The organism is Larsenimonas salina (genome assembly GCF_023736155.1).
Taxonomy (GTDB): Bacteria; Pseudomonadota; Gammaproteobacteria; order Pseudomonadales; family Halomonadaceae; genus Larsenimonas; species Larsenimonas salina.
In genome coordinates, this window is sequence record NZ_JAMLJJ010000002.1 from 46,506 (window position 1) to 66,332 (window position 19,827).

At 63.3% G+C, this 19,827-nt stretch carries 14 protein-coding genes, 1 CRISPR repeat array and 1 riboswitch; of the genes, 8 read left to right on the plus strand and 6 right to left on the minus strand.

All coding sequences use genetic code 11. The features are described from left to right. The first annotated feature begins 7 nt into the window (after positions 1–7). The 7 genes from cas5e (at position 8) to NAT23_RS05550 (ending at position 10,268) form a co-directional block, all read left to right on the plus strand. Positions 8–790: a type I-E CRISPR-associated protein Cas5/CasD gene (gene cas5e, locus NAT23_RS05520; RefSeq protein ID WP_251926248.1), complete on the plus strand. Its 783-nt coding sequence runs from the start codon at positions 8–10 to the stop codon at positions 788–790. Continuing rightward, entirely contained in the window at positions 790–1,488 is a 699-nt protein-coding gene (cas6e, locus tag NAT23_RS05525) for a type I-E CRISPR-associated protein Cas6/Cse3/CasE (RefSeq protein WP_251926249.1), read from the plus strand. Before cas5e ends, cas6e begins: the two co-directional genes overlap by 1 nt. Before the next feature lie 3 nt (positions 1,489–1,491). After that, positions 1,492–2,412 (plus strand): type I-E CRISPR-associated endonuclease Cas1e, encoded by a 921-nt coding sequence (cas1e, locus tag NAT23_RS05530; protein ID WP_251926250.1) that lies wholly within the window; start codon positions 1,492–1,494, stop codon positions 2,410–2,412. 1 nt (position 2,413) lies between these two features. After that, entirely contained in the window at positions 2,414–2,710 is a 297-nt protein-coding gene (cas2e, locus tag NAT23_RS05535) for a type I-E CRISPR-associated endoribonuclease Cas2e (protein ID WP_251926251.1), read from the plus strand. A gap of 110 nt (positions 2,711–2,820) precedes the next feature. Then, positions 2,821–6,452: direct repeats of the CRISPR family, unit length 29 nt; unit sequence CCGTTCCCCGCAGGCGCGGGGATGAACCG. 574 nt (positions 6,453–7,026) lie between these two features. Continuing rightward, complete coding sequence (locus tag NAT23_RS05540; protein WP_251926252.1) at positions 7,027–8,406, plus strand: GntP family permease; 1,380 nt, start codon at positions 7,027–7,029, stop codon at positions 8,404–8,406. Positions 8,407–8,418: 12 nt separating this feature from the next. Continuing rightward, the gene (locus tag NAT23_RS05545; RefSeq protein ID WP_251926253.1) at positions 8,419–9,195 is read left to right on the plus strand and encodes an SDR family oxidoreductase; all 777 of its coding nucleotides are present in this window, start codon (positions 8,419–8,421) and stop codon (positions 9,193–9,195) included. A gap of 53 nt (positions 9,196–9,248) precedes the next feature. Continuing rightward, positions 9,249–10,268, plus strand: a complete 1,020-nt coding sequence (locus tag NAT23_RS05550; protein ID WP_251926254.1) for an L-idonate 5-dehydrogenase — start codon at positions 9,249–9,251, stop codon at positions 10,266–10,268. A 153-nt stretch (positions 10,269–10,421) separates the two neighbouring features. Here NAT23_RS05550 and NAT23_RS05555 read toward each other — a convergent pair whose 3' ends face one another. Continuing rightward, complete coding sequence (locus tag NAT23_RS05555; protein WP_251926255.1) at positions 10,422–11,555, minus strand: YncE family protein; 1,134 nt, start codon at positions 11,553–11,555, stop codon at positions 10,422–10,424. 196 nt (positions 11,556–11,751) lie between these two features. On the opposite strand from NAT23_RS05555, the gene NAT23_RS05560 reads away from it, so the two are divergent. Further along, positions 11,752–13,920: a TonB-dependent receptor gene (locus NAT23_RS05560; RefSeq protein WP_251926256.1), complete on the plus strand. Its 2,169-nt coding sequence runs from the start codon at positions 11,752–11,754 to the stop codon at positions 13,918–13,920. A gap of 68 nt (positions 13,921–13,988) precedes the next feature. Here the strand turns inward: NAT23_RS05560 and NAT23_RS05565 are convergent, their stop codons facing one another. From NAT23_RS05565 to NAT23_RS05585, 5 genes are all read right to left on the minus strand, one after another. Then, positions 13,989–14,660, minus strand: a complete 672-nt coding sequence (locus NAT23_RS05565; RefSeq protein WP_251926257.1) for an energy-coupling factor ABC transporter permease — start codon at positions 14,658–14,660, stop codon at positions 13,989–13,991. Positions 14,661–14,696: 36 nt separating this feature from the next. Further along, positions 14,697–14,882: riboswitch (cobalamin riboswitch) on the minus strand. 75 nt (positions 14,883–14,957) lie between these two features. Further along, entirely contained in the window at positions 14,958–16,271 is a 1,314-nt protein-coding gene (locus tag NAT23_RS05570) for a DUF2252 family protein (protein ID WP_251926258.1), read from the minus strand. Between the two features lie 119 nt (positions 16,272–16,390). Next, complete coding sequence (locus NAT23_RS05575) at positions 16,391–17,287, minus strand: SMP-30/gluconolactonase/LRE family protein (RefSeq protein ID WP_251926259.1); 897 nt, start codon at positions 17,285–17,287, stop codon at positions 16,391–16,393. 10 nt (positions 17,288–17,297) lie between these two features. Further along, positions 17,298–18,698, minus strand: a complete 1,401-nt coding sequence (locus NAT23_RS05580) for a sugar porter family MFS transporter (RefSeq protein WP_286009958.1) — start codon at positions 18,696–18,698, stop codon at positions 17,298–17,300. Between the two features lie 283 nt (positions 18,699–18,981). Further along, complete coding sequence (locus NAT23_RS05585; RefSeq protein WP_251926260.1) at positions 18,982–19,746, minus strand: FadR/GntR family transcriptional regulator; 765 nt, start codon at positions 19,744–19,746, stop codon at positions 18,982–18,984. Positions 19,747–19,827 lie beyond the last annotated feature (81 nt).

Below are 19,827 nucleotides of genomic sequence, written 5' to 3' on the forward strand. Positions count from 1 at the left end.
AGGCGATATGCCACACCATCTGGTTTTTCGCCTCTATGCGCCCATGGCAAGCTGGGGTGAGGCGGCGGTCGGCGAGACGCGGCCAACGGCCACCTACCCAAGCCGAAGCGCCATTGTCGGGTTGATAGGGGCGGCGCTCGGGATCAAGCGCGACGACGAGAACGGCCAACGCCAGCTGCGCGAAAGCCTGCAGGTGGCAGTCAAACAGCGCTCGCCCGGGCTGTTGCTGCGCGACTATCACACCGTACAGGTGCCGCCAACGCAGTCAAAAGTGACCCATCGCACCCGCCGTGAGGAGCTGTCGGTGCCCAAGGAAGCGCTCAATACCATTCTGTCGTCGCGCGACTACCGCTGCGACGGCCTGTGGAGCGTGGCACTGCGGCTGACCACGCACACCGCCTGGACGCTCGATGACCTCAAGGGGGCGCTGGAAAGGCCCCGCTTTGTGCTTTACCTCGGCCGCAAGGCGTGCCCCGTGGCCGCCCCCTTGTTGCCTACGCTGGTCGAGGCCGATACCTGGCGCCAGGCGCTGGATCACCGCTTTGAAAGCGCGCTGGATCCGGAGCGTAATTGGTTTGCGCTGGCGGGCAACGAGAAAAAGGACAAGGACGTACTGCGTCTGCCAGACCAGGTGCTCTACGCCTGGGAAGGTGATGCCGATGCGCTCGATGGCAGCGAGACAGTCAGCGAATCCAGCGAGGTGTGGGACGAGCCGCTGAACCGCCGTCGCTGGCAGTTTGGGCCACGTCTTGAGCATCGGCGCACCGTGAACGTGGAGGGAGAACGCTAATGTATCTGTCGAGTGTCAGGCTGGATCTCAATGCCCTCAGCCGAGCCGAGCTGTTCGACGTGCTGGACGGAGGCGCCTATACCGCTCACCAGTTGCTCTGGCGGTTGTTTCCCGATGTGCCTGAAGGCGAGCGGCCGTTCATCTTTCGCCAGGAAATGGAAGAAGACGCCAACGGCAAAAGCGCCGGGCTGCCCCGGTTCTACGTTGGATCAAGCCGTCCTCCTGAAGCTGTCGACGGCTTCGAGGTGCAATGCAAGCCATTTTCCCCACAGCTTGCCCGTGGTGAACGGTTGGCCTTTCGCCTGCGCGCCAATCCGACCGTTGCCAAGCCGGCGGGCGAGGGGCGCCGCTCTCACCGTGCTGATGTGTTGATGGACGCGCGCTACCCCTTTCTCAAAGGAGAACGCACGAGCCAGGCCTGCGTCGAGGCGATGGACACTGCGGCGCGTGATTGGCTCGCCAGGCGCGCTGAAAACCTTGGCTTTACGTTGCCGGCTACGCCGGAAGTGGGGGCTTACCGCCAGCACACACTGAGCAAGAAGGAAGGCGGCCAGCCCATCCGCTACTCCAGCGTCGATTACGAAGGCTTGCTGGAAGTGACCGACCCCGCGCTGCTCAATGAAACGCTGCGAGACGGCATTGGCCGTGCCAAGGCGTTTGGCTGTGGACTCTTGTTGCTGCGCCGCGTACCGGAGTGACCCATGAGCTTCATCCCTCTAAAGCCCATCCCGTTGAAAGACCGCATGTCGATGATCTTCGTCGGCATGGGGCAGATCGATGTGCGCGACGGCGCGTTTGTGGTCATTGATGAGGTCAACGGCGAGCGCATGCACATCCCCGTGGGCTCGGTGGCGTGTTTGCTGCTTGAACCCGGCACGCGGGTGTCTCACGCAGCAGTCAAGCTCGCGGCCACGGTGGGTACGCTGTTGATCTGGGTGGGTGATGCGGGCGTGCGGCTCTACAGCGCCGGTCAGCCGGGCGGCGCGCGCTCGGACAAGCTGCTCTATCAGGCCCGGCTGGCGCTGGATGAAAGCCTGCGCCTGAAAGTCGTGCGCAAGATGTTCGAGCAGCGCTTTGGCGAAGAGCCTCCGTCCCGGCGTAGCGTCGAGCAGCTCCGCGGTATCGAAGGTGCGCGGGTACGCAAGACCTACCAAACGCTCGCCAGGCAATACGGTATCAAGTGGCACGGGCGGCGCTACGATCCAAAGCAGTGGGACGCCTCCGACGTGGCCAACCAGTGCCTTTCGGCCGCCACTGCCTGCCTCTACGGGATTACTGAAGCCGCCATTCTGGCCGCGGGCTATGCCCCGGCCATTGGCTTTCTGCACACCGGCAAGCCGCTGAGTTTCGTCTACGACATCGCCGATATCGTCAAATTCGAGACCGTGGTTCCGGCGGCGTTTCGCATCGCCGCGAAAAACCCGCCCATGCCCGAACGTGAAGTGCGTATTGCCTGCCGCGACGCCTTCAAGCAGACCCGGCTTTTGCAGCGCATCATCCCCATGATCGAAGAGGTACTGGCGGCGGGTGAGATCGAACCGCCGACACCCCCGGCCGACGCCGTGCCGCCCGCCATTCCCGAGCCGGAATCGGTCGGCGACAGCGGCCACAGGAGCCAATGACATGGTCATGCTCGTCGTCGTCACCGAAGCCGTGCCACCCCGCTTGCGTGGGCGGCTCGCCGTTTGGCTGCTGGAGATTCGCGCCGGTGTCTACGTGGGCGATGTCAGCAAGCGCATCCGCGAAATGATCTGGGAGCAAATCGAGGTGTTAGCCGAAGAGGGCGGTAACGTTGCCATGGCTTGGGCCAGCAACCACGAATCCGGCTTCGAGTTTCAGACTTTCGGCGACAATCGCCGTGTCCCCATCGATCACGACGGACTGCGATTGGTGCGCTTTTTGCCACCTATAGATAAGTGATTGATTTGGCTGATCTTTAATAATTTGTAGCTGTATAAAAAATAAGCAAAATCGTCGGTGGGTTTATCGGGCACGATTTTTCTTATTTAAAACAAGTGACTACAATTAGACCGTTCCCCGCAGGCGCGGGGATGAACCGCGAGATCCACACCGAAGTGGTTGAATATGACCCCGTTCCCCGCAGGCGCGGGGATGAACCGTCGGAGCAGGGCAAACGAGGCCCAATGCAACGCCGTTCCCCGCAGGCGCGGGGATGAACCGTCCCAGTGTTTTATCTGGCTGGCTTGTTCCTGCCCGTTCCCCGCAGGCGCGGGGATGAACCGGCCTACGCTGAGCTTATGGGTGTCAGCTCTGCCCGTTCCCCGCAGGCGCGGGGATGAACCGGTTGACGAACTCGCCATTGATGTAAGCGTCAACCGTTCCCCGCAGGCGCGGGGATGAACCGGAGGTAAAGCGCGGGCCGGGTGATGAATCCGACCGTTCCCCGCAGGCGCGGGGATGAACCGGAATAAATAATGAATGATTTGATGATTGATATCCGTTCCCCGCAGGCGCGGGGATGAACCGTGGTTGAATATGACCGGGTATATGCCGACCTTCCGTTCCCCGCAGGCGCGGGGATGAACCGGTCACTAAAAGCTACAAACGCGCCATGGAAGTCCGTTCCCCGCAGGCGCGGGGATGAACCGGTAACCATAGCCGGTCAAACGACATTGCCATGCCGTTCCCCGCAGGCGCGGGGATGAACCGACACTTTAGGCACTGAATGCAGTGGTGGGTTGCCGTTCCCCGCAGGCGCGGGGATGAACCGGTCCGGCATTGATTGTGAAAGGGCGGATAAGGCCGTTCCCCGCAGGCGCGGGGATGAACCGAGAATTATTAAACTCACGCCCTATATGTTTTGCCGTTCCCCGCAGGCGCGGGGATGAACCGGATGGTGAGTCCCAGTTCCAGGTGCTGGCAAACCGTTCCCCGCAGGCGCGGGGATGAACCGTTTTCCTGCGCCAGATGAAAACCCTCGGGGTCCCGTTCCCCGCAGGCGCGGGGATGAACCGCCCCCGCCTGTCATTGGCGACGCTTCTTCCGACCGTTCCCCGCAGGCGCGGGGATGAACCGCAAAGGAGCGTGCCCCAAATGCGACAAAACCACCGTTCCCCGCAGGCGCGGGGATGAACCGTTTAATCGGTCTATCGCTCTCCACTTTCGCCCCCGTTCCCCGCAGGCGCGGGGATGAACCGCACAGAACAACGCAGGACATCATTGCAATCGCCCGTTCCCCGCAGGCGCGGGGATGAACCGTGTACCTATGATCGCAACCTGAGCAGGCAGGTCCGTTCCCCGCAGGCGCGGGGATGAACCGCATTAGCCGCTACGCTACGCTCATCACACAACCCGTTCCCCGCAGGCGCGGGGATGAACCGGCGCGCGTGTGGGACGAAGATCGAGTGAGCGACCGTTCCCCGCAGGCGCGGGGATGAACCGCAGTGATGAAGGCGCTCGACTCAGGCGTGCGCCCGTTCCCCGCAGGCGCGGGGATGAACCGCACCTAACTCTGCTCGAGGAGAGCCCGGAAATCCGTTCCCCGCAGGCGCGGGGATGAACCGGTTTCACTTCCACTCACGGCATGGATTACGCGCCGTTCCCCGCAGGCGCGGGGATGAACCGCTCGGGGCGCGGGTCGTTTACGTCGATGAATCCCGTTCCCCGCAGGCGCGGGGATGAACCGGGCGCCGGCACCAAAGTAGGCCGTGGCCGCATCCGTTCCCCGCAGGCGCGGGGATGAACCGATGATCAGACCATCGCCACCGATGCGTCGTATCCGTTCCCCGCAGGCGCGGGGATGAACCGAAATAGAATGGTGTCTGCCTCTTGCTCAATGGCCGTTCCCCGCAGGCGCGGGGATGAACCGCTGTAGCAACACGCCGCCATCTCAGGGTTATGCCCGTTCCCCGCAGGCGCGGGGATGAACCGCAGTCAATCAGGAATCGCTGGGGCAAGAGCTACCGTTCCCCGCAGGCGCGGGGATGAACCGTGGGCCGAGTTCGAAGAAGGGCTTGGCGATCGCCGTTCCCCGCAGGCGCGGGGATGAACCGAGCGCATCGGGACTCGCTGCGCGGGTTGATAGCCGTTCCCCGCAGGCGCGGGGATGAACCGTCTGGATCATCTTCGCGCAGTAGCTGGGCGTCCCGTTCCCCGCAGGCGCGGGGATGAACCGATCGATCACATCGAGCGAGGTGAGCCATGACGCCGTTCCCCGCAGGCGCGGGGATGAACCGCCATCGGCGGCTCTAACGAGATTCAGGCCCATCCGTTCCCCGCAGGCGCGGGGATGAACCGCATGGGTGACCGCTCTCTGATCGAGTTTATTGCCGTTCCCCGCAGGCGCGGGGATGAACCGGACGCTTCGATATGTTTATGCCCATCATCTATCCGTTCCCCGCAGGCGCGGGGATGAACCGCCGCCGCCGAGGGGCAACAGTGGGTGGTGGATCCGTTCCCCGCAGGCGCGGGGATGAACCGTCTTTTTCAGATGCCTTTATTTGTTTCGCGATCCGTTCCCCGCAGGCGCGGGGATGAACCGATGACAACGGCGTTATCTCCGAGTCTTTCGGACCGTTCCCCGCAGGCGCGGGGATGAACCGAGGTCGATAAATTTGGTGGTGGCATAGTTTGCCCGTTCCCCGCAGGCGCGGGGATGAACCGTTATCGGGAATAGCGATGCCGGTACGGTCGAGCCGTTCCCCGCAGGCGCGGGGATGAACCGCCGGGCGTTAAACGCTGATTGCACTTCAAGAGCCGTTCCCCGCAGGCGCGGGGATGAACCGTGAGCACCGAATCAATCATCGCGGCCGTGGCCCCGTTCCCCGCAGGCGCGGGGATGAACCGGCCGGATGGTTTCGGGAGGATAGGAGAGGATGCCGTTCCCCGCAGGCGCGGGGATGAACCGCCAGCCAGTGCCGGATGAGGTGATTATGGCTGCCGTTCCCCGCAGGCGCGGGGATGAACCGCGAGCAGATCAGGATGGTCGACGGCCTCGCGTCCGTTCCCCGCAGGCGCGGGGATGAACCGTCGTATCATCGGCTACCGGGCACCATGATGACCCGTTCCCCGCAGGCGCGGGGATGAACCATTGGCCTGCTTGCCGAACAGGGCAGAGCCAGCCCGTTCCCCGCAGGCGCGGGGATGAACCGCCAAGCAGTGCTCCAAAGTTTCCCCGCTCCAGCCGTTCCCCGCAGGCGCGGGGATGAACCGTTGACCTCGTTGTAGGTTTTGCCGAACTCGCCCCGTTCCCCGCAGGCGCGGGGATGAACCGTGCGCGGATACAGCCAGGAGTATGTCGGATCACCGTTCCCCACGCCCGTGGGGATGAACCGCACCCAACTACGCCGTATCAAGGGTCTGGATGCCGTTCCCCACGCCCGTGGGGATGAACCGCCACCGATGGCGGCATGGTGCTTAGGGTCGGACCGTTCCCCACGCCCGTGGGGATGAACCGTGGGGCGTGGTGTTGGCCCGTATTGACGGTATCCGTTCCCCACGCCCGTGGGGATGAACCGGTCGACCGTCCAAAGCTGGTCGGCGACGCCGTCCGTTCCCCACGCCCGTGGGGATGAACCGCATGGCAAAAGTAGGGATTCGTTTGAAAATTGACCGTTCCCCACGCCCGTGGGGATGAACCGGCCAGATTAGCGGCCTTGTGGACGGCCTGAAACCGTTCCCCACGCCCGTGGGGATGAACCGTGAATTAGCTGAGCGTTCATGGAGCGATGCTCCCGTTCCCCACGCCCGTGGGGATGAACCCTCGACCTCGCCATCCAACATGATGAAGCCGCTCCGTTCCCCACGCCCGTGGGGATGAACCGACAGAACACTGGTTCCGGGTCAGAGAGGGCGCCCGTTCCCCACGCCCGTGGGGATGAACCGGTTTCCGACCAAGGGCCGGGCTCGATTATTTGCCGTTCCCCACGCCCGTGGGGATGAACCGCAGCTTGAAAGCCGGCCTGAGTATCACGATCGCCGTTCCCCACGCCCGTGGGGATGAACCGTCATGAACGCCGGCGCTGTCACAGAGCTCGAGCCGTTCCCCACGCCCATGGGGATGAACCGGCGGCCAGCGATGGGCTGATCCTGCGCGTATTCCGTTCCCCACCAGCGCGGGGCTTACCGTTTAAGTCCATCGCTGACACCGTCACGTCATCCGGGATCACTATGCTGTTATCGCGATATCAAACCAAGGTCGTGTATCCACCACAGCCGCGTTCTGTACGATGTTATCGCTAACATAACTGAGCAACACCGATCGCGGGAGCACAACAATGGATGGATGGACTCAAACGATGTCGGCAGGGCCGCTGCTTGGGATCGCCGCAGGCGCCGTTGCGCTACTGCTGGTCATGGTCATCAAGTTCAGGGTTCATGCGTTTTTGACGCTGATTCTGGTCAGTCTTCTGACCGCATTTGTGACCGGTATTCCGGCAGAGGCCATCGTCCCGACCATGGTGGGCAGCTTCGGCAAGACGCTCGGCGCCGTGGCGCTGTTGGTCGGTCTTGGCGCGATGCTCGGCAAGCTGGTCGAGAATTCGGGCGGCGCGCGGGTGCTGGCCGACAAGATGATCGAGCTGTTCGGCGAGAAGCGGGCGCCGCTGGCACTCGGTGTTGCCTCGCTCCTGATGGGCTTCCCGATCTTCTTCGACGCAGGCCTCATCGTGATGCTGCCGGTGATCTTCGCCGTTGCCCGTCGTCTCGGTGGCCCGGTGCTTTTGTACGCCATTCCGGCCGCGGCGGCGTTTTCCGTCATGCACGTGTTCGTGCCCCCGCACCCGGGCCCGGTCACGGCGTCCGAGCTTTATAACGCCAATCTCGGACTGTTGCTTCTGGTCGGTCTGATCCTTGCGATTCCGATGTGGTGGGTGTCCGGTTACATGTGGGGTAAGGTCACCGCCAAGCAGCATCCGTTCACCATGACCGATTCGCTGTTCGGCAAGGTCGACGACGACAGCATTTCCAATCCGCCATCTGTTGGTACCGTCATCGGCATGCTGCTGCTGCCGCTGGCACTGATCTTCATGAACACCGGCCTCGATTTCATGCGCTCGCTCGGCATGGTCGACAGCGACCAGGGCTGGTATCAGCTGCTGTCCGCCCTTGGCAGCACCCCGATCGCGCTTTTGATCTCGACGCTGGTCGCGATGCTGGTACTCGGTCGCAGCCGCGGCATGGACGGCAACGCGCTCGAGAAAACCCTTGATTCCTCACTCGGTCCGATCTGTTCGGTCGTACTGATCACCGGCGCCGGCGGCATGTTCGGTGGCGTTCTGCGCGCCTCGGGCATCGGTGATGCGCTGTCCAACTCGCTGAGCGATCTCGGCCTTCCGGTCATCGTGGCGGCCTATCTGGTCGCGGTCATCATGCGTCTGGCCCAGGGCTCGGCAACGGTTGCGCTGGTGACGGCGGCGGGGCTCATGGCGCCGGCGGTCGCGGCGGGTGACTACTCCTCCATCGATGTGGTCGCGATCACCATCGCAACCGCCGCGGGCTCCGTCTTTGCCGGTCACGTCAACGATTCCGGGTTCTGGCTGGTCGGCCGGCTGTTCGGGATGGACGTCAAGACCACCCTCAAGACGTGGACGGTTCAGCAGGCGCTCGAGTCAGTGGTCGGCTTCCTGCTCGCCTACGCCGTTTACGCCGTTTTTTAAGAGAGAGACCTCATGACAGGCAGTACTTCCTTGTTTGATCTCGAGGGCCGTCTGGCCCTCGTGACTGGTTCTTCCCGAGGGCTCGGCAACGCTCTGGCGCGTGGTCTTGCCCGTCACGGCGTCCGTGTGATTCTGCACGGCCGCGATCAGGCCCAGCTTGAGGGCGAGGCGCAGGCGATTTCTGAAGAAACCGGCGTCGAGGTGCACACCACCTCGTTTGACGTGACGGATGCCGAAAGCGTTCGTACCGCGCTCGACGATCTGCTCGAGCGCGTCGGCGTGCCGGACATTCTGGTCAATAACGCAGGCCTTCAGCGCCGCGCCCCGTTCAATGAGTACGAGCCCTCGGACTGGGATACGGTGGTGGCCTCGAACCTCTCGAGCGTGTTCTACGTTTCCCGCGTGCTGACGCCTGCGATGAGCGAGCGCGGCTCGGGCAAGGTCGTCAATCTGGGCTCGGTGCAATCGAAGCTTGCGCGTCAGACCATCGCGCCCTATTCCGCCTCCAAGGGCGGTGTCGCGATGCTGACCCAGGGCATGGCGGCCGATCTGGCGCGCTTCAATATTCAGGTCAACTGCATCTCGCCGGGGTATTTCAAGACCGACATGAACACGGCGCTGTGGCAGGACCCGGCCTTCAATGACTGGGTCGAGGCACGCACGCCCGCTCAGCGCTGGGGCAGCCTCGATGAGCTTCTGGGCACGCTGATCTATCTCTGCTCGGACGCCTCCACCTTTGTGTCAGGCCAGAACATCTTCGTCGATGGCGGCATGACCTCGGTGGTCTAAAAGGGCCGCCCCTTGATGGTTTTTACGTATATTGCCCAGAACGGAGCGCAACGATGAAAGCACTGGTCATTCATGGCAAACAGGATCTGCGCGAGCAGGAGTGGAACACGCCCGAGCCCGACGCCGGGCAGGTGCGGGTTCGCATCAGCTGGGGCGGCATCTGTGGCTCTGACCTTCATTACTATCACGAAGGTGCCAATGGGGCATTCGTGGTGCGTGAACCCTTGATCCCGGGCCATGAACTGTCCGGTACCGTCGATCTTGACCCGTCGGGCGAGCTTGCGCCGGGCACGCCGGTCACCTTTCATCCGGCCACGTTCGGCGAAAGCCAGCCGGGTCTTGAAGGGCTGCCGCACCTGTGGCCGAAAGGCGCGTATCTGGGGTCGGCCTCCACCACGCCGCACACCCAGGGTGGCATGAGTGAGTACCTGGTGGTGACGCGCGGCATGATTCGCGTGCTGCCGGAGGGGCTTCCGCTCAAGCGCGCCGCGCTTGCCGAGCCGCTTGCCGTTGCGCTTCATGGCATCAATGTGGCCGGCGGCGTCGAAGGCAAGCGGGTGCTGGTCTGCGGCGCAGGGCCGATTGGCCTTCTGACGGCGGCGGCGGCGGTGATTCAGGGCGCGCAGTCGGTCACGGTCACCGACGTGGTCAATGGCCCGCTTGAGCGCGCCCGCGCGCTTGGCGTTCATCACACCATCCGCATCGGTGAGCAGACGCCGGAGACCGAAGCCTTTGACGTTGCGCTCGAGTGCTCGGGTGTGCCGGCCTCGATCGATACCGCCATCCGTGCGGTGCGTCGCGCAGGCGTCATCGCCCAGATCGGCATGATGGGCGCCGGCGCCCAGCCGCTGGAGCTTGCCACATTGATCTCGAAGGAAATCCAGCTGCGCGGCTGCTTCCGGTTCAATCAGGAAGTGGATGAGGCCATTGAGCTTCTTGCCCGTGACGCCCGGTTCGATCAGGTCATCACGCATGAAGTGCCGGCCACCAACGCAGTCGAGGCGTTCGCGACCGCCAAGGACGCCGAGGCGTCCGGCAAGGTGTTGATCGAGCTGTGGCCCGAAACGCATTGATGCCTGGGGACATGCTGCACGAGTACATGCTGCCCGAGCACAGGCTGCTTGGGTACGTGCTGACGTGATCGTGTGCTCGACCGTAAAAAGCCCGCCATTTGGCGGGCTTTTTATGGTCAGGGCGCTGTGCGGGCGCCTTGATGGCGCGGCGGACTAATTTTTCGCGGGGGAAAGCGTTGCGACGTGATCCGGTTTTTCCGCCTTGTAGACCTCGCCGACTTTTTTGATCGGCTGCTTGAGCGTAAGCCAGACGCGCTTTCCATCCGGTGACAGCGCAAGGCTATTGGGCATGGCGGTCTCGAGCGGCAGCTGCCCTTCAAGGCTTAACTCATCGGTGTCGATGATCGAAAGCTTCTTGGCGTCGCGCTGGCTCACCAATAGACGGTGCTCGGGGGCGTCGAAGGCAGCCGCCAGGCTGTCACCCCCGAGGTCGATCGAGGTGACCTGCTTGCCGGTTCGGGTATCCAACACAGTTACGGCGTTGCTTTTGGCGTGGGTCACGAACAGGTGGTGATTGGCCTTGTCCAGCGCCAGGTTAAGCGGGCTTTTGCCGCCGGTGGGCCACTGATCGACGAGGGTGTTGTCGGTGGTATCGACCACCCGCACGGCGTTGTCCTTGTAGGTCGAGACGAAGAGCCGGTCCGTGTCTGCGTCAAGCGCCAGGCCCGTGGCCCACTCACCAAACCCGGTAACGGTCTTTTCAAGCGCGAAGCGTTTGGTATCGACCACCCACAGCACGCTCTCGGTGCCGACACCTGAAATGTAGAGCGTCTGGCCATCAGGGGAGAGCACCAGCTGGCGTGGGTTCGGGCCGAACGGTTTTTCCTCGCCCTCGGCCGGCTCCGGCGCGGGCTTGGCCAGTTGCAGGGTTTCGGTGGCCCCGGTGTCAACGTTCAACCGAATAAGGCTCTGATCGAGCGTGTCGCCCAGATACAGTGTTTTGGTGGCCTCATCGAATGCCAGCCCGAACGCCTGGCCCGGCAGCGCCCAGCGTTTTTGAACCTCGAGCGAGTCCGGGTCGAGCTGATAGACCACCCCCTTGGCGTCGTCCTCGAACCCGCCGGCACTGGCCACGAACAGCGCGTCCATGGACGGACTGTAGGCAAGCTCATAAAGCGCCTGGGCCAATGCCCGGTCCGTTCGCACCTGCCAGTTGGCGGCGGGCAGGGTTTGCGTGTCGACCGCGCTCGATGCGGTGGCCGTGTCGGCCGCGCTTGCGGGCAGCGCCCAGAGCGGCAGAGTCGAAAGGGCCCCGATGAGTAGCGCGCGCGAGCGTTTGATAACCATGATGATTCCCTGCAGTTGTGTCGATGTGTGGCGTGTCGAGGTAATTCGTTGGTATGTAACTCGGCGGTTATGCCGATGCTAACGATTATGATAGTCATTGCTAAATTGTAATGATTCTCATGAGCCTATATGATCGGCGCGCGCTTTTCATCCGCAACACTTAAAAAATAAATGCAGGTACGCAGGGTCATCTCTCATGTCGACTACTTTTCCTCGCCGGCTGGGCTTCGGGACCGGCCTGCTCATGCTTGGCGTCACGCCGGCGCTCGCGCTCGAAACCGATGACACCGTAACCGTCACCTCGACCGCGCTTGCCATCCAGGGCGACACGCCGGTGCCGGTTTACGCGGGCGCTCAGGTGGCCAATGGCGCTCGAGTAGGTCTTTTGGGTGAAAAACGGGCTCAGGAGGTGCCGTTCAGTGTGATCGGCTTTACCGAGACACTGATCGAGAATCAACAGGCCGATACCCTCGGCGATGTGCTTCGAAACGATGCCGCCGTGCAGGTCGGTACCGGCTTTGGTAACTACTCGGAATCGTTCAAGGTGCGCGGCTTTGATCTCTATGGGGACGATATTTCCTACGGCGGGCTCTACGGCGTACTCCCCCGTCAGTTGATCGATACCCGCCTCATGGGGCGGGTCGAGCTGTTCCGAGGTGCGAGTGCGTTTGCCAACGGCGTGCCGGCGGCGGGCACTGGCGTGGGCGGGGCGGTCAATATCGAGCCTCGGCGCGCGAAGGATGAGCCCATCACGCGCATTACCACCGGCTATTCAGTAGACAGCACGATCGACACCACGCTGGATGTCGGGCGTCGGTTCGGCGAAGACAACGAGTACGGCGTGCGAGCGACGGCGACACGCTCACGCGGTGACGGGGCCATCGACGATGAGGCTCGCCGAAACACCGCAGCCGTGGTCGGCCTCGATTATCGCGGCCAGCGCGGGCGCGTCTCACTGGATGTGGGGCATCAGAAAACCATCATTGAAGGTGGCCGGCTCAACGTGAGTCTGGCCGGCTATGGCGGGCGTGACGTCCCAAGCGTTCCCGATGCGAGTGCCAATTACGTGCCTGCGTGGAACCGCGCAAGCCTCGAGACCAACTTCGCCATGCTTCGTGGCGAATACGACCTGAGCCCCCAGTGGACCGGATTTGCCGCCCTCGGCGGTAACCGAACGCACGAGCGAAGCCTCAGCGGATCACTGACCGTGAGCGACGAGGCCGGCAACGCCACGGTCTCTCAGATGGATACGGCCTATCAGTCGGAATCGTTTGCACATCAGCTCGGGCTTCGCGGCGAGCTCGACACCGGGCCGGTTTCCCACCAGCTCACGCTTGGTTATTCGGGCGTGTACGCCCGCAAGGACGTGGCCTACGCCGGCAATTTCGCTGGCGTAGCGACAACGCTCCATGACCCGGCGGACATTCCTGAGCGTGAGACGACCTTGAGTGCGGGCGACATGAGTGACCCCGAAACCACCGGGCGTACCCGCACCAGCGGCGTTTCGATGTCGGATACACTAGGCCTTTTCGAGGACCGCCTGTTGGTGACCTTCGGCGCGCGCTATCAGGAACTCGAGGTGACCAACTACGCATACGATGGCGGGTTTTCCAATCGGTTTCGCGCCGCGCGTGTCACGCCGGTCTATGGCGTGGTGATCAAGCCCACCGACACGCTGTCACTCTACGCCAACCACATCGAGGCGCTGCAGCCGGGGGGCAGTGCGCCTATTAATAACGGGAATGACACCGTCGAAAACGGAGGCGAGATTCTCGGCATCGTCCGCTCGACGCAGGACGAGGTGGGCGTCAAGGTCGATTACGGCACCCTCGGTGGCGGCATCAGCCTGTTCCAAATCAAACAGCCCCAGGTCGCGATCACTGACAACGTTGCCGGCTACGACGGCGAACAGCGTAACCGCGGCCTCGAACTCAATGTCTTTGGCGAGCCGATCGAGGGGGTGCGTGTTCTGGCAAGCGCAAGCTGGATGGACCCCGAGCTTCGAGGGACCACTGGCGGTGCCAACGACGGGAATGACGCCCCTGGCGTGCCCGGCTATCGCTATGTGCTTGGCGGGGAGTGGGACCTGCCGGCGCTCGATGGCCTGACCGCCACCGGGCGTGTGACCCGGACAGGGTCGCAGTACGTCGACGCCGCCAACGAGCTCAGTGTTGATGCCTGGACCCGGCTCGATCTCGGCCTTCGCTATCGCATGCCGATGAACGGCTCGGCCCTGATCTGGCGGCTCAACGTCGATAACGTGACCGATGCGGCGTACTGGGCCTCGGCCTCGACCACCGGATCGCAGACGCTGCTGCAGGGGCGGCCACGGACGGTCAAGCTTTCGGCCACGCTCGATTTCTAGCAAGTAGAGCGTTGCGCTGTTGACTATCCCCCCGCCGGCTCTGCAAGCGGGGAGGGGCTTGGCCTGGCTCAGGCCGGGTGGAGCAGCCGCCGGGTGAACAGCACCGTGCCCGAAAGACGATGCAGCCGCTTGGCCGCGGTCAGAACGCCCAGGTCGATCAAGGGTTCGAGCAGGACGACCGACAGATAGGCCACACCGAACGTCACGATGGTCTCCGCATGTTCAAGTCCCTGACCGTAGACCGCCCAGAACGCCACCCAGGCAACGATACCGCCCTGATAGGCGGTTGAGAGCGTGAGTGCCTGAGCGTAGGTCAGATCAACGTAGCGCGTCCCTTTCGAAATCACGCGCCGGGCGAGGGCGTGGATGCCCAGAAGCGGTACCAGAAGCGTGGTCACGTTCATGCCGTACTGAGGAAGATCGAACGGCGCGAACAAAAGCCCCTGTACCAACAGGCCTCCGGCCAGGCCGACGGCGGCGGGGCCGGCACCGAACAGCAGTAAAAGCGTCGAGCCTAAAATCAGGTGCACCTCCGAGACGCCGACCGGGTGATGCGGCAGCACCTGAAAGAAGCCGAACACCAAAAGCGTCGACAGCATGCTTTTGAGTATGGCGCCCGTAAGGCCGCCCCGGGAAACGCTTTTCCAGACAAGACGGGCCGAAAGCGCAAGCGCCCCTGCCGCGGTTGCGTAACTCAACAGCAGTTTGGCGCCGGTCACGACGCCCGGTTCGATATGCATGGGACTCACTCCATGGGCTGCACCCACCGCGCAGCGGTTGATAGACAGTGTCCGGTCGGTCTCCTGGCTTGCGCGTCATGGCGACCTTCGGTCTTCCCAACCGCATTGGTCAGTGGCACATCGAGGGCGCTCGTCGCTTACAGTTGCGGGGGCAGCTTCGGCGTTGCACCGAATTCCCGGGAACGCCTGAGAGGCGTTCGTACCGAACGGCCACAGCATACGCTGTTCGAAGGCCGTTACGTGTCGCCTTTTGGTACAAGAGCCGCGGGGGCCGCGTGCGGCTTACTGCGGCGCGTCTCATTCGGTTGTCAAGAGCGCGGCAATGCGGTGTTCAAGAAAGGCCCGGTGGTCGCGCACGGTGCAATCGGCGTAGGCAAAGGCCTGGGTGATGACGACCTGCCTGAAGCGCTCCGGGCGGGCGTCGATTTGGCTGCATACGCTTGTCGCAAAGCGGCCGGGGGAGTCTGGCCAGAGCGCGTGAGCCCCGCGAATATGGCTGTGCGCCAGAATGCGCCCCCACGCGGCGGCGAGTTTTCGATAGGTCTTGGCCTTTTTGACCTTGTGGGTGGGGTAATCCTTCTTGAACGGGGAGCGCTCGCGCACCGAGAACACCTGGCCGTCCATGTCGAGCCAGCCAAGCCAGCAATCGGGGTGTTCGGCAAGCGCGCGAAAGGCGGCGGCGTGACGCTCGCCCTCGTGCGCGAAGGTCTCGTGCCAGAGCGCCCGGTTTTCATCGCTCATGCGCTGATAGGCGGTGGGGGGCGTCTGCGCCTTGACGTCCAGGATGACGTCATCGTCGACATTGCCGTTGCCGAGCAGTACGTAGAAGCGGTCGATGCCGAGCGACCCGGTGCCCGCGCCGATGCGTCGGGCGGTGTCGAGCACCTTGAACGCTTCATCGCCGTCTCGTGGCTGGGTCCTCGTGGCCGGGTAGGTGTGGGTAATGGCATGGGTAAGCTGGCTTGCAAGGTGCGCCGGCAGTCGCTTGAGCTTGCCGGGGCGGTCGGCAAGACGGCGCTGGCCGTTTTCCTGTGCGGTCCATTTGGCCAGCAGGGCCGCACGGCTATTCTTGCGCGTGGTCTTTTCAAGAAACGGCAGCAGCCGCTTCGGTGCGTTCTCAAGGCTTACGGCCTCGGGCACGCCGCCCTGCTTGAAGCGGGCAAGTTCATTCTGATACGCCGCAATCAGGTGGGTGAGCGCTTTCGTGGTCGCGTCCGGGCCAAGGCCTGCATTTTCGCGCGCATCGAGCACGACGCTGATGGTCAGCCGCCAAAGATCGTACTGGTAATCGCCGATGAGGGCGTCGTCGAAGTCATCGAGGCCGTAGCGTACGGCGTCGTCATGATGGCCGTAGGCGCCAAAGTTGTAGACGTGGGCGTCGCCCTGCAGCCAGCTCTGGGTGTATTCGGTGCCCCCGAACAGCGCAAAGCGCCAGTCGTGCCACACGTCAGCCCAATAAAGGGCGTTGGCCCCTCGAAAGAACGCATACGGCGAGGCGCTCATCTTCAAAAAGCGGGCGCGTCGATCAGACTCACTCAACCAGGCCGTGTCGGCATCGAGAATATCCAGCACGCGTCGGGCGCGGTTGTGGTGCTCAAGCAGTCGGGTCATGCGGTGGCTCCTGAGGCGGCGAAACCGGCCCGAGTGGCAAGCCACAAGGGCGCGGCGGTCGACGTCAAGGGTAGCCGATCCGACGCGTGAGAAAAGCGCTTTCGGGGAAGGCCACAGACCTAACGCGTGAGGCGGTGCTCGATAAGCCCGGGTGTGTCGACGCGCATCGAAAAAAGCGACCCGGAGAGCGGCGCCTGCGCAAGTGCCGCCTCGCTCAAGCCCTGGCGGGCCGAGGTGACAAAGAGCGTTTTTCGATCCGCCCCGCCAAAGGCGACCCGGGTGGGCTGAGGCACCGGCAGGGAGTGGGTTTCGCGCAGTACGCCGTTCTCGCTGAACCGGGCAATGGCGCTGCCGCCGTAGAGCGCGACCCAGTAATCGCCGGCCTCATCGACGGCGGCGCCGTCGGCCACTCCGGCAAGGCCCAGCGCCTTGAGATCGACAAACGTTTCCCGGGGCCCCAGTTGGCCCGTTGCCGGGTCGAGCGCGAACCGCTCGATGCGTCGTGACGGGCTGTCGGTGTGATAAAGCGTCCTGCCGTCGGGGCTCAATGCCAGCCCGTTGGCGACGGTAATGCCGTCAAGGTGGGGCGTCAGTCGGCCACCGTCGAAACAGAAAAGCCCCGCTCTGGCCTCGGCCTCCCCGGCGTGCTTGGTGCCGATCCAGAAGCGGCCGGCCGCGTCGCAGCGCCCGTCGTTGCACCAGCTTATATCGGGCGCCTGTGGCCCCGCAGCCAGAAGGGCCTCCTTCGCGCCGTGCGCGTCGAGCCGCCAAAGACCTGAGCGAAATGCCCCGACAAAGCCATCTTCGGTGAGCGCCACGCACGCCAGCGGCTCGTCAAAGACGCGGACTCGGTGCGCGCCGGTGGCGGGGTCAAAGGCGTGTAGCTCGCCGCCGTTGATATCAACGAAGTACAGCGTGGCCGCGCGGTCGTCCCAGAGCGCGGCTTCGCCCAGTGAGAGCGTCAGGGTCAGGCATGTGCTTAGACAAGGGCTTGAGTCTGGATAAGAGCTTGGCATGACGGCCTCCTCAGGTGCCGATGTGCTTGAGTTTTTCGCCACGCATCAGCCGCTGCTCGATCTTCTCGAGCGAAATGCCCTTGGTCTCCGGCACCAGAAACAGCGTCAGTACGATGAAAAACAGGTTCAGACCGGCGTAGAGCCAGAAGGTATGGGCGTTGCCGAGGGTATTGAGCAGCGTCAAGAACGTCGCGCCGATGATCATGTTGGCCACCCAGTTGGTGACCGTTGAGCAGGCCACCCCGAAATCGCGCGCCTTCAGCGGCTGAATTTCCGAGCACAGCACCCACACCATCGGCGCTGCCGACATCGCGTAGCTGACAACGAACGCACCGAGCAGACCAAGGGCTGCGTACTTGGCAAACGCGCTTTCAAGCCCGTACTCATACAGCGCCCCCAGCAGGATCATGCAAATTCCCATCACGGTAAAACCGATGTAGAGAAGCGGCTTGCGTCCGGCGCGGTCGACAAAGCCGATGGCGATGAAGGTGGCAAGCGTCATCACAAGTCCGATCATGACCGTGCCCCAGAGCTGCTCGGTGGCGCTGCCGTAGCCGGCCAGTTCCAGAATGCGCGGGGCGTAATAAAGAATGACATTGGCACCGGTGAACTGCTGCATAAACTGCAAGAGCATGCCAAGCCCGACCGAGCGTCGCACGTTCGAATTGCGTCGGAACAGGCGCCAGCCGGCGTGATCGACCTTGAGGCTTTCCTCGATGCGGGCCATCTCCTCGTCGACCTCTTCTTTATTGTGGCCGCGAAGACGCATCAATACGCGCCGCGCTTCCTCCGGGCGGTTGGCACTTGCAAGCCAGCGGGGGCTTTTGGGCAGAAAGATCATGCCAATGACCAACAGGGACGCCGGAATCGCGATCACGCCGAGCATCCAGCGCCAGCCCCCCGAGTAGCTGAACGCCGCGTTGGTCAGGTAGGCCAGCAGAATGCCGCCCATGATCATCAACTGATAGAACGCGATCAGCGTGCCTCGAATGCGCTCCGGCGCGATTTCCGACAGATACATCGGCGCGATGTAGGAGGAAATACCGACCGCGACGCCAAGCAGAATGCGCGCGCCGATCAGGGCATCGGTCGACCACGCCTGCGCCGACAGCAGGGCGCCTGCCACAAATACCACCCCGCTGACCGCAAGAGTGATCTTGCGCCCCGCTTTTCGAGACAGATACCCGCCGCTGGCGGCGCCGAAGGCAGCGCCGAACATCATCGAGCTGACGATGATCTCCTGGGTGTGGTCGCTTGCGTTGAACTCATGCTCGATAAACGGCAGCGCGCCTGAAATAACGCCGATATCCATACCGAACAGCAGGCCGGCAAGCGCTGCGATGGCGCCGATTACGTACATCACAGGCAGACTCTGACGCTGCGCGGGCTCTGATGACGTCGTGGTTGTCATGACCATCTCCTCAAGGGCAAGGCTCAGTCCGAGCGCATATGTTGAACATAAGATTTAAATGTTCAACATATACCTTGGTGGCTTACACCAAAGACCAATAGGGCAGCCGCGCTGTTCGAACGGACATGGCCGCGCCGGGCCGAACAGGCGTAACGGCGTTAGGCACGTGCGGGAGAGGGCGCGCGCGAGGGGGCGTAGGAGAGGGGGCGTAGGAGAGTGGGGCGTGGGAGAGGGGGAGAGGGCGCGTGGGATAAAGCGCGCCCCGGGGTCGAAACGCGGCGGCTTAGCCTGCCGTGAATCCGGGCGTAAGCGGTGTAGCGGCCGCCTCGCTCATCTCGAAGCCAAGGGCGGTGGCGGTGGCGCTGAGTACGGTCTGTGCGGCTTGAAACGCCAAGGCCGGATCGCGGACGCGAATGGCCTCCATCAGGCACCGATGCTGCTCTAGGCTCTCTGCGGGGCTTCGAGTGCTGAGGTTCGATTCCTGCACCAGCAGTGTGATCGAGGGGCGGAGCACATGAGACAGCCGTGACCACACCACGTTGTGGGTCGCCTTGTAGATCGCGACGTGGAAGGCCACATCGTGTTCGCTGTGCAGGTGATGATCGGTCTCGCCTTCGGTGCGTTTGAAGTGGTCGGACAGTGCCTGCCACGCATCCTCGATCGCGACCAGATCGTGCGCGTTGGCCTCGCGGGCCGCCGTCATCGCAACAAATGGCTCCACCGACAGGCGAAAGGTCAGGATCTCGCGCAGAAGCTCCTGGTTGGGGCCTGCGTAGCGGGCGATCCACTGTGTGACCGTCGGGTCGAGGATGTTCCATTCGTGCCAGGGCTGAACCCGCGAGCCGTGGCCTGAAATGCGGGCGATGATGCCGTTGTCGGCAAGCAACGTCAGATGCTTTCGCACCACGGTGCGCCCAAGGCCATAGCGGCTACACAGATCAAGCTCACGCGGAATGAACGCGCCCGGCTGAAACCGGCCTGCAAAGATCTCGCTGACCAGCCATTCGGCGATATCTGGGAAATCGGGTGTGTCCGGCATGGCGGGCATGCGACCTCGCGTGAATGAATCAAGTGCACTAACAGCATGATGGGGCAACCTGTTCGAGGCAAGCGCTTCGGCGTGAGCCAG